This window comes from Salinimonas iocasae (assembly GCF_006228385.1).
GTDB classification, from domain to species: domain Bacteria; phylum Pseudomonadota; class Gammaproteobacteria; order Enterobacterales; family Alteromonadaceae; genus Alteromonas; species Alteromonas iocasae.
Genome location: NZ_CP039852.1, coordinates 1502527 through 1516777 on the forward strand (window position 1 = coordinate 1502527; position 14251 = coordinate 1516777).

The 14251-nt window shown below is 47.9% G+C and carries 14 protein-coding genes; 5 read left to right on the plus strand and 9 right to left on the minus strand.

Features of this window, described 5'->3' with window-relative positions; genetic code table 11:
- Positions 1-35: 35 nt before the first annotated feature.
- Entirely contained in the window at positions 36-704 is a 669-nt protein-coding gene (locus FBQ74_RS06565) for a tRNA-uridine aminocarboxypropyltransferase (protein ID WP_139757891.1), read from the plus strand.
- Here the strand turns inward: FBQ74_RS06565 and FBQ74_RS06570 are convergent.
- On the minus strand, positions 701-1300 hold the full coding sequence (locus tag FBQ74_RS06570) for a Yip1 family protein (protein ID WP_139755914.1): 600 nt from the start codon (positions 1298-1300) through the stop codon (positions 701-703). The genes FBQ74_RS06565 and FBQ74_RS06570 overlap by 4 nt on opposite strands.
- A gap of 152 nt (positions 1301-1452) precedes the next feature.
- Entirely contained in the window at positions 1453-3933 is a 2481-nt protein-coding gene (locus FBQ74_RS06575; RefSeq protein ID WP_232371983.1) for a vitamin K epoxide reductase family protein, read from the minus strand.
- Positions 3934-4102: 169 nt separating this feature from the next.
- On the opposite strand from FBQ74_RS06575, the gene miaE reads away from it, so the two are divergent.
- Complete coding sequence (gene miaE / locus FBQ74_RS06580; RefSeq protein WP_139755916.1) at positions 4103-4876, plus strand: tRNA isopentenyl-2-thiomethyl-A-37 hydroxylase MiaE; 774 nt, start codon at positions 4103-4105, stop codon at positions 4874-4876.
- Between the two features lie 129 nt (positions 4877-5005).
- A complete protein-coding gene (locus FBQ74_RS06585; protein ID WP_139755917.1) occupies positions 5006-5701 on the plus strand; it encodes a hypothetical protein in 696 nt (231 codons plus the stop codon).
- Here FBQ74_RS06585 and FBQ74_RS06590 read toward each other — a convergent pair.
- The 3 genes from FBQ74_RS06590 to FBQ74_RS06600 all read right to left on the minus strand — a co-directional run bounded on the left by FBQ74_RS06590 (position 5698) and on the right by FBQ74_RS06600 (position 7711).
- Positions 5698-6318 (minus strand): OB-fold-containig protein, encoded by a 621-nt coding sequence (locus tag FBQ74_RS06590; protein ID WP_168190620.1) that lies wholly within the window; start codon positions 6316-6318, stop codon positions 5698-5700. The genes FBQ74_RS06585 and FBQ74_RS06590 overlap by 4 nt on opposite strands.
- A 101-nt stretch (positions 6319-6419) precedes the next feature.
- Positions 6420-7154, minus strand: a complete 735-nt coding sequence (lpxH, locus tag FBQ74_RS06595) for a UDP-2,3-diacylglucosamine diphosphatase (protein ID WP_139755919.1) — start codon at positions 7152-7154, stop codon at positions 6420-6422.
- 65 nt (positions 7155-7219) lie between these two features.
- Positions 7220-7711, minus strand: a complete 492-nt coding sequence (locus FBQ74_RS06600) for a peptidylprolyl isomerase (RefSeq protein WP_139755920.1) — start codon at positions 7709-7711, stop codon at positions 7220-7222.
- 154 nt (positions 7712-7865) lie between these two features.
- Here FBQ74_RS06600 and cysS point away from each other — a divergent pair, with 154 nt between their 5' ends.
- Positions 7866-9242, plus strand: a complete 1377-nt coding sequence (cysS, locus tag FBQ74_RS06605) for a cysteine--tRNA ligase (RefSeq protein WP_139755921.1) — start codon at positions 7866-7868, stop codon at positions 9240-9242.
- On the opposite strand, the gene FBQ74_RS06610 is transcribed toward cysS, so the two are convergent.
- The 4 genes from FBQ74_RS06610 to gloB all read right to left on the minus strand — a co-directional run bounded on the left by FBQ74_RS06610 (position 9223) and on the right by gloB (position 13344).
- Positions 9223-9708 (minus strand): methyltransferase family protein, encoded by a 486-nt coding sequence (locus tag FBQ74_RS06610; RefSeq protein ID WP_139755922.1) that lies wholly within the window; start codon positions 9706-9708, stop codon positions 9223-9225. The genes cysS and FBQ74_RS06610 overlap by 20 nt on opposite strands.
- A complete protein-coding gene (locus FBQ74_RS06615) occupies positions 9708-10763 on the minus strand; it encodes an ion transporter (RefSeq protein ID WP_139755923.1) in 1056 nt (351 codons plus the stop codon). Before FBQ74_RS06615 ends, FBQ74_RS06610 begins: the two co-directional genes overlap by 1 nt.
- Positions 10764-10772: 9 nt before the next feature.
- Positions 10773-12458, minus strand: coding sequence for a lytic transglycosylase (locus tag FBQ74_RS06620; protein WP_139755924.1), 1686 nt, complete (start codon positions 12456-12458; stop codon positions 10773-10775).
- 88 nt (positions 12459-12546) lie between these two features.
- Complete coding sequence (gene gloB, locus FBQ74_RS06625; protein WP_139755925.1) at positions 12547-13344, minus strand: hydroxyacylglutathione hydrolase; 798 nt, start codon at positions 13342-13344, stop codon at positions 12547-12549.
- Positions 13345-13428: 84 nt separating this feature from the next.
- Between gloB and FBQ74_RS06630 the strand changes: the two genes are divergently transcribed.
- A complete protein-coding gene (locus FBQ74_RS06630; protein WP_139755926.1) occupies positions 13429-14226 on the plus strand; it encodes a methyltransferase domain-containing protein in 798 nt (265 codons plus the stop codon).
- Positions 14227-14251 lie beyond the last annotated feature (25 nt).

The following is a 14251-nucleotide window of genomic DNA, read 5'->3' on the forward strand; positions in this document are numbered from 1 at the left end:
GGGCAACGCTGTTGAAAACTTCCCGTAATGCCGTAATGGCTCTTCGCGACAGCGAATTATCCAGGTCAACAAAACCGTTCGTTACAAGGGGGAGCAGGGTAGTCAGATGTAACTCCTGCCTCCTGCCGAAACCCCACTGTATGTGTGATAACAAGCCTGAAGCGATAGCTACATGTGCTGTAGTACTGTTAATGGCACAGGGCGAATACTACAAACCTTCCAATACGGGGCGGCTGATTGCTGATGTCGTGCCGGAAAACTATGCCTTCAAATGGCACCGCACGCAGGCGCAACCTGAATTACTGGCTTTACTGTCTGATCCTACGTACGACCCGTACCTGATATTCCCTCACGAGTATGCGCAAGTCGAAAGGTGTGTGGGCCGGGTGTCCATGACAAGCCGCAAACCATTGTTCATTTTTCTGGATGGAACCTGGCGTGAAGCTAAACGTATGTTCAGAAAAAGTGATTATTTGCAGCGGCTGCCGGTTCTAAGCATCGACACTACAGAACAAAATGATTACGTGCTGCGGGAGGCTGCTCATGACTATCAGCTATGTACCGCCCAGGTAGCAGTAAAGATTTTTCAACTGGCGGGCGAGCAAGAAAGCGCTGTCGCACTGGATAATTATTTTAAGGTATTTACAACACAATATCTTAAAGGAAAGCCCGACCGTAAAAATCGGGCTGACGATGCGATTTAATGTAAGAATTGGGGGCCAAAACCTGAGCCCCACGCAATAATGGTAGCGGCCATCAATACACTGAGCAGCACCAAACCACAGGTCACGACAGAACTTGCGTATATAAACCCTTTTTCTTCAGGTATGTGCATAATGATTGGTACACCGGCGTAGAGCAAATACACCGAGTATGATAACCCTACCAGACCGACGCTCATTACAAACCACAATTGCGGATAAAGCCCGGCAAACCCTACCATGAAAAGCGGCGTAGCTGTGTATGCGGCAAGTTCCAGCGACTGCGTATAGGTAGGTTTGGCGTCAAAGATGCCCGCCAGCTCTCGAATCATGAACGCCAGAGCAAGCACGCCAAGAAACAGCCCGACGTATAGTCCGATACTAACAATGAACGCACTTTGCTCAGTTAGTCGGATGGTATCTCCGGCACCAATTTTCCAGCCCAGCTGTGTGGCTGAGTAATAGGTAACCAGTGAGGGAATGAGTGCAATAACCAAAATATGGCTTAATGCATACACGCAGTTTTCGTGTTTTTTGTCTATGGTTGCCCATTCTTCTCTGGGATGAGTATAAATGCCCAGCAAATGATTAAGGATCATAGCGTGCCCCTATGGCCAAAGTTAACAATTGGTTAACAAGTAACCTATCGCTTAATCATAGGGGGAGTCAATAAAAAGTATAAAAAGTAAACAGAAGGCTATCTTTTATATCAGAAAGAGGGCTGTAAGCAGGCCTCTTTCTGCTAATACACCTACACGATAGCCTTTTCCCATTTTCCATATTTGCAGGAAATTGAACCCTTTCGCAGGCTAAGTGCAATAAGTAGCGGCCCGCATATCAAACTGGAGACCATCGATAACGTGCTTGCCTCATACATAAACGGCGCGGCCATCAATCCTATTCCCAGAGGGATGAGACCATATCGCGCGGCCCGGCCTGACTCCGCGGTGGCGGTAACGACAACGGTCAATGCTAGTGCTCCGACGATATGATCAGCATTCGCCATGCCGCCAGATGCGTCCAGTGTGATACGGGTAAACATCAGCCATAAGCCGATAGGAATACATAATGCCAGGTTCCAGGGTAAGGTAACACCACCGGCTACCATGTCTTTAAGGACCACCAGTGGGCCTCGCTCAAACTCACGTTCATCGCCCTGCCATTTGCCATCATCCGTGTCGCCGGTAAAGAAAATGCGTAGCAGAGGACGACCCTGTTTTTTCCTGCGCCACAGAAACTCTGTTGTTGCAACAAGCTCATCCAGCGAGTAGGGGATTTGAATCAGCATTGCGGCTGCACCAATCAGACAAAGTGTACACCAGGTCCCGATAACAATTGGCTGAATAATGATAAAGAAAATAGAGACAGCACCCAGCGGTACAATCATTATACCGAATAACATAACCAGCCAGGGCATTGTGCGCCAGCGTCTGGTTGAACCCATCAAACCGGTAAGGATTTCCAGCGCATATGTCAGTGCGCCTAAACCTGCATCGGGTACCGGCCATGCCTCTGAAACCTTGGAGGTAATTATCTCTTCCGTTCCATTTTTACCATCGCCACCGGCGCCCGCGAAGAAGGGGTCCCAAACAGCATCAATATGTCCTAGCTGATAGGCGCACAGATATCTGGATATAAAAAAACCAACAAATGCCAGCAAAATAATCGGCATCCTTTGTACCCAGCTTGACGGGTTGAAGTCCCAGCCAGGCGGCACATTTGGTCCCGTTTCAGCAGCAATCAATGAAACGCCAGGTGTAGGTCTTGAACACACGGCAAAGCCAATAATGAGCATTCCCACTATGGTGCCATTGAGATAAGCTGCCGCGGTAGGCGCCCAGAAGACGAGCGGGGCAGTCAATACCCACAGCCCCACACCCGCGGCGGCCCAGCGTGCCAGGCTCATACGCCAGGATAAACTCAGGCAACCGAAAACAAAAAGTGCGCCCCCGGATGCCATGTCACTGATAATCATTCCCTGACTTTCATAACCCAGTAAAAATGGTGCGGTTATAAGCCAGAACGCTAGACCGATATTTAGAAAGTGGGCCCAGATAAAATTGTTGTGGCTGGTCCGGTAGTGCTCTTCATGTTTCTCACGAATAGTATTCGCGTTGACCTTTTTCTCAGTCGATGTCTGCATCCAGTCCGGCATGGTGATGCCATTAGCTTTGTACCAGGCGGGCGGATCTTTTTTAAGATTGCCGACCAGCTTGGCTAGTTCATCATAAATGGAATGCTGGGGTTCCCAGTCAATCTGCGTTTTGACACGGGAGATATCTAAGTCGTAATGGTCGCTGGATAAATCGATCATAAAAGGTTTAATGAACGGCTTCTCACCGTGATCGAACGCATCAGGCACTACCGGCTCAGTTTTTTCTTCAAGCCAGGCTCCCGGCTTTGCGATAAACTCTGGCACAGTAATGGTTTCCCACTCTTTTTCACCGTAGATGAGATTACCGATACGATTTTGCAATGCCTGATAGCCCATGACATTGTCTTCACCGGCCAGCAATACATTCTGCTCGGGCAGCGATTTACGCTGGGCGACCAAACTCTTGAATAGACTGACCATGTCGTCTTTGTGCAAGAACGCCTGGCCTGCCATTTTATCACCGGAATAAACCCAGCTTTTCAGTTGCCGCTCGTAAATTCTGGCAATCTGATAGCTCAGAGTAGGAACGGCTGTGTTTTCATCATACAGGCCTGCCAGGCGAAGAAGAGAGTAGGGAATATGGCCGTGATGTTCTCGTACGGCCTTTTCTGCATTCGCTTTTGACTGTGGGTATGCCCATCCGGGGGCCAGCGGCGTGTCTTCATTTATTTTCTGGCCTGGTACGCCCGCTTCGTGGACGAGCATGGTAGAGGCGTAAAAAAAGTGTTCGACAGTAAAGTCCTGAAGCGTATCAAGGAAGTCAGCAGTGCCCTGAACATTAAGCTGGTCGTAGAGGGGATTTTCCTCGCCGGTGAAGTCAAAATAAGCGGCCAGATGAATAACTGAAACAATATGCTTGCCGTGCTTATCGGCAATCTTGTTCATGGCCAGCGCAATAGAATCCCTTGATGTGAAGTCGCATTCGTAACTTTCATCGGCGCTGTCAGTAGAAACAATGTCCAGTCCTATCAAATGATAATCAGTATTCAGTGCTTCGCATATCGCACTGCCTACTGAACCGGAGGCGCCGGTTACCAGAATAATCTTTTTACCTGCCGTGCTGGTTGTTGTAGCCAAATCCTTACCCCACACAAAACTCATAACAGTATGAGTAATCAAAACGTTGCAACTAGCGGTTCGGGTCATCGCGCTGTATAAAGTGTGCAAGCAGGCTTGCCGATAGCACAAGAATGGGGGCCTGTGGTATTATCGCGGCCTCGTTTTTAGTCGAACAGGCGTTGTTATTGTGTTTGATTCTTCCTTACTTGCTCCTATTCATGCTTTCCTGCAGGCAGAAACGCCGAATGAATGGGTTCATGAGGCACAGCGGCCGGAGAATTTACGCGTTGTGCTGACCGACCATCTAATTTGTGAGTTAAAAGCAGCGCAGTCAGCCATGTTTCTGATTCGACGCTACGCGGTTGATGAGGATAGCGCACAGGCATTGTTACAATGGCTTAAACCTTATGAAGACTTCATCTACCGACAAAAAGGCGACTGGCAGTCGTTATCACAAACAAATCGTTTGAAAAAAACGATGCTGCCCCGATCGGATTCTCCTTACTCGCAGGAGCTGATTGATAAGATGGTGCTGTTGATTAAAGAAGAATTGCATCACTTTTCACAGGTTCTGCAGATTATGCAGGAGTACGGCATTGCGTACGAAAATGTTAATTCGAGCCGTTACGCGAAGGGTCTGCTCAGGCATGTTCGTACCTACGAACCGCAGGCGCTGGTAGATAAATTGATTTGTGGTGCCTACATAGAAGCACGCTCATGTGAGCGATTTGCTGTACTGGCTCCTCACGTTGATGAACATCTGGGACAGTTCTATGTCTCATTACTACGGTCTGAAGCGCGACATTTTGAAGATTACCTGAAATTGGCGCGACAGATAGCAAATGAAGATATTAGCGAGCGTATTGCGTTTTTCGGGCAGGCTGAGGCTCGACTAATCACTGATCCGGATGACGACTTTAAGTTTCACAGCGGGTTGCCAGTTAGTGCCGTGCATGCATGACTATACACCAGCTATTTTTGTATCTGACTGAACTAGTTAGTGGTTTTTTAACTATTTACCCATTAACCAGTTTTAATAAAAAGTGATTTAACCAAGCAATCAGTTTCTATTTAGGGGGATCGGCAAAGTATGGCAAACACGCAACATGAAGCGAGTGCACCCTATGTTACTGCCCCCGTCAGATTCAGTTTGCTGGAAGGTTTGCTGGTTTTTTGTACCGCCGGGTTGTACCTGCCTGTGTGGTTCTTTCTGGCCACCCGGGATATGCGCAGAATCAGTGACGATGATGAGATAACCCCCTTCCTGTGGTCCCTGGTCCCACTTGTTTTCATTGTTCAGCCTATAGCTCTGAAGCGTTTTTTCGTTTACCTGAGACGCGCTGAGAAACGTTTAAATGTAAGAGGTTGGCCCGCCTTTTTCGACTATCTCTGGATGATTCTGTTTTTTTCCTGCGGATTGTTCTTTGCTATCGTCAGCGTGGTGGAAGTCGAAACAGTTTATCGGGTAATGGTGTCCGTAGGCTCTGTTATCATCTTTATGTTCTTACATGCCCGGCTCAATACACTTCGTAAGCGATGTAAGACAGAATCAGTAGCAGTGCGTCGCTGGGGCTATAATTCCCTGGAGTGGATCATGGTACTGGTTTTTACCCCTATTATTTTGTTGTTGTTTCTCTACACATACATCAACTCAGATCTGCATAAAAATCTTCGCGCTAAAAAGTTAATTCAGCAGGAGCAGGCGTTACAGGAACGCCTTGAAGCACATCAGGAACAGTTGGAAGCGCAACAGGAAGAGGCAGAGGAAAGCCGGGAAGATAATTAAATACGCTGCACCAGCCAGTGCCCGCGCTTTATGCGAACCAGCGTGACCACTTCCCCGGTTTTGAGCACATCATTCTCATCCAGTGGCTCCACCAAAAGATATGAAGGCTCATCAGGTTGTGTCAGCAGCCTGGCCTCGGTTGGGTGGGCAAGATAACCTGCGTCCATGGTTATAACAGCGCGTGCGCCGGTGAGCTTTTGAACAGCATCCTGGTCAGCCCGGTTATACAAAACCGAAGCAAGCCACAATGTACTGAAGTGACTGAGAAAACTCGTCAGCGCGACGCTGATTATACTCAGAATAAATAAAGAGGCAGGTGGCAGACCCAGCCACAGACTTACTGCGGTAACAGACAGCACAACAATAGCGAAAAGACTCAAGAACATCGCCAGCCAAAGCATAATCGGCAAATGGTGTAAGCCGAACCAACGCATGGTGATGGTGCCTGAAGGCTGAAAGCGCTTTTTAGGTGTAAGCGGGTAGTGGTCGGGCGTTTTATACAGACCTAGTACACTGGTCTTGTAGAAAGCAGCGATAATCTCAGCAGCAAAAATAACTACAACGAGCATAATCGCAAGTGCAAAAAGAGGGCTGGCGGCGTAGAGTAATTCAGCCATGGGAAAAGCCAGATAAACAACCAGACTTAACATATAGCATAAAATGCATGTTGAGCCACTCGTACCAGCAAAAGCAGACAGATGTCGCTGTCCCGATTTGTTTACTGGTTAGTCGGGAAATCCCGCTGCTGTAAATCTGTGTTTTCAGGTGATACTTTCAATACCGAACCCTGATCATACCAGTCTCCCAGTACAATCCGCTTGGCCGGCTGATCGTTAACAGTCAAAGAATGGATTGCGGGGCGGTGGGTATGACCATGAATAAGCTGCTGAACACCATGCTGTGCCATAACCTTAATCACTTCGTCCGGTGTTACGTCCATAATTTCCTGACGCAGGTGTTTCTGATTCTCGCGACTTTCTTTTCTGCCGTTTTCAGCAACGCGCCGCCTGAACCATAGTGGCATGGCGAGCATCAGTCTGGGCCACCACCAACTGCGTGATTTCTTACGAAACTTCTGGTACGCCACATCACGGGTACACAGCTCATCGCCGTGAGTGACAAGCGTTGGCGTGCCATACAAGTCAATAACCGTTTGTTCTGACAGAATAGTCATGCCAGCTTTATCGGCCCAGGTTTTTCGAATAGCGAAGTCACGATTGCCATGAATAAAATACAGCGGAACGGTTTTACTCACCGCGTTAAAAGCGCTGGCAACTGATTCATTAAACGGTGTGACATTATCGTCGCCGATCCAGACCTCGAACAAATCGCCCAAAACATATAAGGCATCGGCCTCAGGCGCTTCATCAGCCAGAAACCGGAACAAACATTCAGTAATATCGGGGCGTTCAGCGGTAAGGTGCAGATCTGCTATAAAATAGGTGATAGACATCAGGCAGGAAACATATCGTTAATGAGCGGGTAGCGATACTACCCGCATTTAATAAAAGCGAAAACTTAGTTCAGTTCTGCTTTTTCGATGATCACAGGCTCAACCGGTACATCCTGATGGAAACCGTGACTGCCCGTTCTTACATCCTTAATTTTTTCCACTACGTCCATGCCTTCAACAACTTTAGCAAATGCACAGTATCCCCAGCCGTTAACTGATTCACTGGTAAAGTTAAGAAAATCGTTGTCTTTCACGTTAATGAAAAACTGTGAAGTTGCTGAGTGCGGATCGTTGGTACGCGCCATTGCAACAGTACCTTTTTCGTTCGGTACGCCATTGTTCGCTTCGTTTTCGATTGGCGAGTTAGTCTTTTTCTGGTCCATATCTTCAGTGAAGCCACCGCCCTGAACCATAAAACCGTCGATAACACGGTGAAAAATTGTATTGTCGTAAAATCCTTCTTTAACGTAGCTGATAAAATTCTCAACTGTTTTAGGGGCTTTGTCTTCAAACAGTTCAAGCTTTATATCACCGAAATTAGTCTTTAACGTTACCATGTGTGTGCCTTTGTAAAAAAAATCAGAATCAGGTTATGGTAGCCCAATTCCCCGCAAAGTTAAATCGACTCTGCGCCGCTGAAACTAAGACTGTGACTTAGTCGCAGACAGTGCTAAACTTTGCGCCCATTTTTATGAACAGGAATTGAGACAAATGCTACACCTTTACAACACCCGTACCCGAGAAAAAGCGCGCTTTGTTCCGCTCGAAGAAGGTAAGGTGGGCTTGTATGTGTGTGGAATTACTGTCTATGACCTGAGCCATATGGGCCATGCCAGAACGTATCTTTCCTTTGATATTCTGGTGCGCTACCTACGCCACCTTGGCTATGATGTTAACTATGTCAGAAACATCACCGACGTGGATGACAAAATTATTGCGCGCGCCAATGAAAATAACGAGTCTGTGGATGCGTTGACTGAGCGCACCATCGCTATGATGCATGAAGATTTTGCGGCTATAAATTTGTTGCTGCCTGACATTGAGCCCCGGGTGACCACCCACATGCCTGAGATCATCACTATTATCGAAACGCTGGTTGAAAAGGGGTATGCCTACCAGGCTAAAAGTGGCGATGTGTTGTTTGATGTAAGTAAGTTTGACGATTACGGCAAGCTGAGCAAGCAGAATCTCGAACAGCTCAACGCCGGTGCACGGGTTGATGTGGCTGAAGGTAAAGATGACCCTCTGGATTTTGTTTTGTGGAAAAGCGCAAAGCCTGGCGAACCGTTCTGGCAGTCTCCGTGGGGTGACGGACGTCCTGGCTGGCATATTGAGTGTTCTGCCATGAATCACAAGCATCTGGGCGAACATTTCGATATTCACGGCGGCGGTTCCGATCTGATGTTTCCGCACCACGAAAACGAAGTGGCGCAGTCCTGCTGTGCTTATAACACGCCCTATGTGAATACCTGGATGCATACCGGCATGGTGCAGGTCGATAACGAGAAGATGTCTAAATCGTTGGGTAACTTCTTCACATTGCGCGATGTGCTGCAGCAATATGACGCTGAAACCCTGCGGTTTTTCCTGATGTCTGCGCATTATCGCAGTCAGCTTAGTTATACTCAGGACAATATTATTCAGTCCAGAGCCGCGCTGGAAAGGCTTTATACAGCACTTCGTGGTGTTAAAGCCTCAGAACAGGTTAGTGGTGATGAAGGCGGATACCTTGCCCGTTTTGAGCAGGCAATGAATGACGACCTGAATGTACCTGAAGCAATGTCGGTGCTTTTCGATGTAGCACGCGAACTGAATAAACAGGAAGCAGATTCAGACCAGGCGGCAATGCTGGCGGGTGTATTAAAGCATCTTGGTGGTATTCTCGGATTGTTAGAATCTGATCCTAACACCTTCTTACAGGGTGGCGATGAAGACGATGTCGCTGAAATAGAGGCGCTTATTAAGCAGCGTAATGACGCCAGAGCGCAGAAAGACTGGGCGGCAGCCGACGAGGCACGTGACGCGCTGACTGCTAAAGGTATTGTGCTGGAAGATGGACCCGAAGGGACTATCTGGCGTCGTCAGTAGTGGTTATACCCAGCCAGCGTCGTGTGCGCTGGCTGTATCGGATAAATGCATCACCGAATGTCTGCCTGAGGGCACGCTCTTCAGGCAGAATCTGAAAATATTGTATATACACGCAGAATAAAAGCGCCAGAATTAATCCTCCCCAGTCCTCCAGTGCCACACCGTTAGCCAAGATAAGAAGTGCCATTGCCAGATATATCGGGTTTCTGCTGTAACGAAATATACCCGATGTAATCAGTGAGGATGTCTGAGCAGGATCTCTGGGGTCAACTGTGGTCTGGTGTGCCTTGAACTGCAAAATTGCCAGAGTACCCACAACTATGCCACTTAATGCAAAGCAAGCTGCAAACGCAATATTAAGTGTATTCAGGTTGGCCGGAACAGAACCATAAAGATAGGGCAGTTCAATAGCAATTGCACAAACAACAGCCGGCGGGATACGCAACGCTAAGCCCGAGCTGGCCATTATCGTTTTTCCGGATCAGCCGGATGCTCATTCACCTCTGGCATTGGCATAGTGCGGGTTTTGCCGCTCAGATGATCTTTCCATCGCTGTTGAGACACATGGGCTTTGACCAAATCAAAACACTCATCAACAACCTGCAGTACTTCTTTATCCAGCGCGTCAGTTTTGGGTGAGTAGCCCTGTACGCCTGACTGAATAAACTCGTTAATACGCTTGTCGCTGACATCGCTCAGTAAATTAATTAAGGATGCCGTGACGATATCAGTGATGGTTTGCTCGAGTGTTTTTTCAATGCTTTTGCCTACTACCGGTAAGTAAGACAGGTTATTGAACTGCTGGTTGTTCTTTACGGCTTTACCAACACTTTGCTTTACATGGTCACGAATCACTGACCCCTGCTCGTTATCTGACAACGTACTGCCCATATGCTGCATAACCCCGGCAACCCATTGCGTAAGCACAGGGCGTCGGGGAGCAAGCACTTCACTGGTTATCTTGTCGATAAGTGGTGAACCCTTTTTCACATCCTGCTGAATGTCAGCCAGTATCTTGACTACAATCCGGTCACTAAGTTCTTCGACGAAGACATCGTAATAGAATGCAAAAAAACGATAGGTGCGCGTGCGATTCAGGTCGATGATTTCGAATTTATGCAGCCGGTGAAGAATAGAAAATATCCGCAGGAACCGAAACAGGCGGGTAAAGCCAAGAGGGATAAGTCCAACGATGTCATACCAATGCAAAACGGGGAAAAAATACCAGCGCAGATGCTCTTTACTGACGACCGACACAATCCAGCGTATACAGAATTCAGTAAGAAAAATGGCGATAAAAACCAGATCGATAAGCAGAAAGTTTTCGTGTACCGGCTTATAGCCATGGTAAACCGCCGGCAGGTATTCTGATAGCAGGTTCTGCATTGACGCAGTCGAATACAATGTGTCAAACACCAGCCATGCCAGGTTTATCAGCAACAAAACCAGCATGAAGATATCAACGATTAACCAGGGGGCTTGATGACTTTTTCTCAGATTTTCCCGGTTAATCCTTAACATACTTTTATTTTACCCTATATTTTTGAGCCTGGTGATATCAACAAACAGCTTGAGCTTCTGACCCGGCTGCAAATAACGCTGTTTTGCCAAATCGTTCCACTTTTTGATGTCACTGACCCGAACATTAAATTTGCTGGCAATGACAGATAATGAGTCGCCGCGCCTTACCGTGTAGGTCAATGTTTTTATAACCGCATCGTTACGCTGGCTGTCACTTACCCGGTTGACCCAGATAACCAGCTCCTTGCCCGGATGAAGCGGGTCGCTGGGCGCCATACCATTCCACTTCGCAAGGTCGCGGGTGGTCACTTTGTACTTACGGCTTAGATCCCAGAAGGTGTCACCCGATTTTACGGTGTGCGTCAGCTTATGATCAGCCCGCTGAATATTTTGCAATGAGGCCAGACGCTGATCCTGAGACAGCGCGTAGGCATTTAACTCTTTAAGTGCTACCGGCACCATGATTGAGTCGCCAATGCGAATCATATTACTGTCGAGGTTATTTACCTGTTGAATAATTTTGGCGGTAGTATGGTATTTATTAGCAAGCGCAAGCAGACTGTCGCCACGTTTGACCGTATGACGAACCCAGTTCAAACGCTCCTGTCGATCGATTTTTGCCAGCTGCTGCGTAAAACCATCCGCTTTATCAGCAGGCAATACCAAGTGGTGGGGACCGTCAGGGTCAGTCGCCCAGCGATTAAACCCGGGGTTAAGCGCCTGCAGGGCCTCCAGCTCCATGCCCGCCAACTCTGCAGCAAATGCCAGATCGACCTGTGAACCAATATCGACAATTTTGATTACCGCGGCATTATCAACCGACGGCCAGCTGAATGCGTAGGCGTCCTTGTTTTTAAGAATGTCCGCGAGTGCGAGCAATTTGGGGACATAGGCGCGGGTTTCGCGCGGCAAATCTAATGACCAGAAATCCGTTGGTTTGCCCGCTTTTTGATTGCGGCGTATGGCGCGTCTTACACGTCCTTCACCACTATTGTATGCAGCCAGAGCATGTAACCAGTTACCATCAAAATAGTCATTCAGGTACGTCAGATAGTCCAGCGCGCCCTGGGTGGAGGCAATAACATCGCGGCGACCGTCGTACCACCATGACTGACGGATACCAAATCGCTTCGCGGTACCGGGTATAAACTGCCACATACCTGCCGCCCGGCCGTGCGAGTATGCGAACGGATCGAAAGCACTCTCCACAATGGGTAACAGCGCAAGTTCAAGCGGCATCTCACGAGATTCTATCTGTTCGGTAATATAGAAAAGAAATGGTTGAGCCCGCTTGGTGACCCGCGCCATATACTCAGGATGTTTGAGATACCAGTTACGCTGAACATCGACACGTCTGTCGTCAGGTACGGTGAAAGATAACTGATTACCAATTCTTGCCCAGACATCATCAATGACGACAGGCGAGGGGGTAACTTTTTTTGGTTTGTCCGTTGGCTCGACATCAACCGTCAGATCGTCATTGGGGTGAACAACATCAATGACTCCGTCTTTTGCAATTTCACAGTCTTGCTTGCCATCGATAGGCGTATTGCCTACCTCGCAGCTGTCTTCATCTGCAGGACGGGGTTGATTGTGCTCAGCAACTTCACCTCGACTTTCGGTTTTTGTTGACTGGCAACCACTTAACATTACTGCCAGCGCAATAGAAGAATAAATAAACCACTGTCGACGCATAAAACTGAGCACCTTTTATCATTCTGTATAAACCGCAAAAACGGTTAAAGCGAACGATACATTGTAATAGCAATGTTTTATAAATGCATCAAAAGTTATCTTTCCATTGACGGATTGCAGCAAAAACACTGACTTCGTCAGTTAGTGGTTCATCACTTTTGCGGCTCGCGCTTTGTGCTACAGCGTCGTGTTGTGTACGCATGAAAGGGTTTATATCCAGCTGTGATGATAACAAACAGGGCACGGTCGCCTCATTCTGTTCACGCAGAGATTTAACCACAGACTGATATTCACGAATGGCGTCATTATCTGGCTCCACCGCAGCTGCAAACTTCAGATTTGCACTGGTGTACTCATGAGCACAGTAAACGATGGTATCGCCTGGCAGGTGTTTAAATTTATCCAGAGAAGACAGCATCTGCTGCGCAGTGCCCTCAAACAAACGGCCGCAACCGCCATTGAAAAGTGTATCGCCGCAGAATAAAACATTATGGCCGTAGAACGCGATATGGTCGAGTGTGTGGCCAGGCACTTCAATGACCTTAAAAGTCAGCCCGAAAGTGTCAAGCGTGACATCATCGCCTTCTCTGACCGCTTTAGAAATCCCGCGGATATGGCCTCCCTGAGGACCAATTACCGGGATATCCGGTCGGGTAGAAATAAGTTTTGCAATGCCTCCGGTATGATCATGATGATGGTGGGTAATCAGAATGGCGGATAACTTAAGCTCCCGGTCTTTTAAAAAGTCGAGCACCGGATCAGCATCGCCCGGGTCCACAACCACGACATTTTCATCATCGTGAATGCACCATATGTAATTGTCAGAAAATGCCTCGACAGGCGATACCTGCAGGCCTGATGGTAAAGCGTCATTCATAGTAGACATGGTGTACCTGCTTGAGAATTGTAAAGATTCGGATACTATAGAAAGTTAAATAAGTGACTGCAACCATATGGATCAACGGTAAATATGAAATCGGCACACATTAAGCAGGTGCCCAGGTATCCTGCCGGTTGGTCAGAGCTACCGGCTGGCGAGTCACTTCGTGAGTCAGTCGAGTCAGTATGCGACTCGTTCAGTCAGCGCATTTTCGGCTATCACTTTGTTAAGCTTGGCGCACTGAGCAACCAGATAAACCTTTCACAATGCGCAATTCATCACCAAATTCATCAGTCCCCGCGTCCTGTAGCACAGGCAGGTGTTATCGCTGAATCTACTGCGTTGCCTTACATCGAAAACAGTATTGATGGTTTCTTACTGGCAAACGAGCTGGATTTTGCGCAGGACCCCCATCAGATATTGCGAGAGGTGGACCGTTGTCTGACACAAAGTGGGTTCGTTATTATCAGCGGCTTCAACCCATACAGCCTGGCGGGTATGGCAAGGTTTCTGCCGGTGAAAAAGGGCAATGTATTGCACGATGCACGCTTTTTCTCTGCGCATCGGGTGAAGGATTGGCTACATCTATTGGGCTTTGAAGTGATAGAGCAGCGACGTTTGCTGTTTTCATCGTTTTTTATGAATCCGCGCTGGCGGCTCTCTGAGCGTTGGCAGCAAAAGCTGTCAAAATATATGCCCTGGTGTACCTCTGTGTATGTACTTATAGCCAGAAAGCGGGTGTGGCCTATGACAACGATTCGCCCTAAGTGGAAACTCAGCCCTCAGTTCAGGCCGGTCGGCGCCAGTATGTATCAGCGAAAAAGCGCAGGGGAAGGCGGTATTTTGCAGCCTGACGTTACGGTCAGAAAAGGTAAGTCAGCAACCTGACCATTTATTTAATCCGCGTTTGATA

Excerpts from the sequence above, each read along its gene's own strand:
- FBQ74_RS06590 (WP_168190620.1), bottom strand. The coding sequence starts at position 6,318 with ATGGCTGAATTACTCTACGCCGCCAGCCCTCTTTTTGCACTTGCGATT.
- FBQ74_RS06630 (WP_139755926.1), top strand. The coding sequence starts at position 13,429 with ATGAAATCGGCACACATTAAGCAGGTGCCCAGGTATCCTGCCGGTTGG.
- FBQ74_RS06600 (WP_139755920.1), bottom strand. The coding sequence starts at position 7,711 with ATGGTAACGTTAAAGACTAATTTCGGTGATATAAAGCTTGAACTGTTT.
- FBQ74_RS06585 (WP_139755917.1), top strand. The coding sequence starts at position 5,006 with ATGGCAAACACGCAACATGAAGCGAGTGCACCCTATGTTACTGCCCCC.
- FBQ74_RS06620 (WP_139755924.1), bottom strand. The coding sequence starts at position 12,458 with ATGCGTCGACAGTGGTTTATTTATTCTTCTATTGCGCTGGCAGTAATG.
- FBQ74_RS06565 (WP_139757891.1), top strand. The coding sequence starts at position 36 with ATGGCTCTTCGCGACAGCGAATTATCCAGGTCAACAAAACCGTTCGTT.
- FBQ74_RS06610 (WP_139755922.1), bottom strand. The coding sequence starts at position 9,708 with ATGGCCAGCTCGGGCTTAGCGTTGCGTATCCCGCCGGCTGTTGTTTGT.
- gloB (WP_139755925.1), bottom strand. The coding sequence starts at position 13,344 with ATGTCTACTATGAATGACGCTTTACCATCAGGCCTGCAGGTATCGCCT.
- lpxH (WP_139755919.1), bottom strand. The coding sequence starts at position 7,154 with ATGTCTATCACCTATTTTATAGCAGATCTGCACCTTACCGCTGAACGC.
- cysS (WP_139755921.1), top strand. The coding sequence starts at position 7,866 with ATGCTACACCTTTACAACACCCGTACCCGAGAAAAAGCGCGCTTTGTT.
- FBQ74_RS06615 (WP_139755923.1), bottom strand. The coding sequence starts at position 10,763 with ATGTTAAGGATTAACCGGGAAAATCTGAGAAAAAGTCATCAAGCCCCC.
- FBQ74_RS06570 (WP_139755914.1), bottom strand. The coding sequence starts at position 1,300 with ATGATCCTTAATCATTTGCTGGGCATTTATACTCATCCCAGAGAAGAA.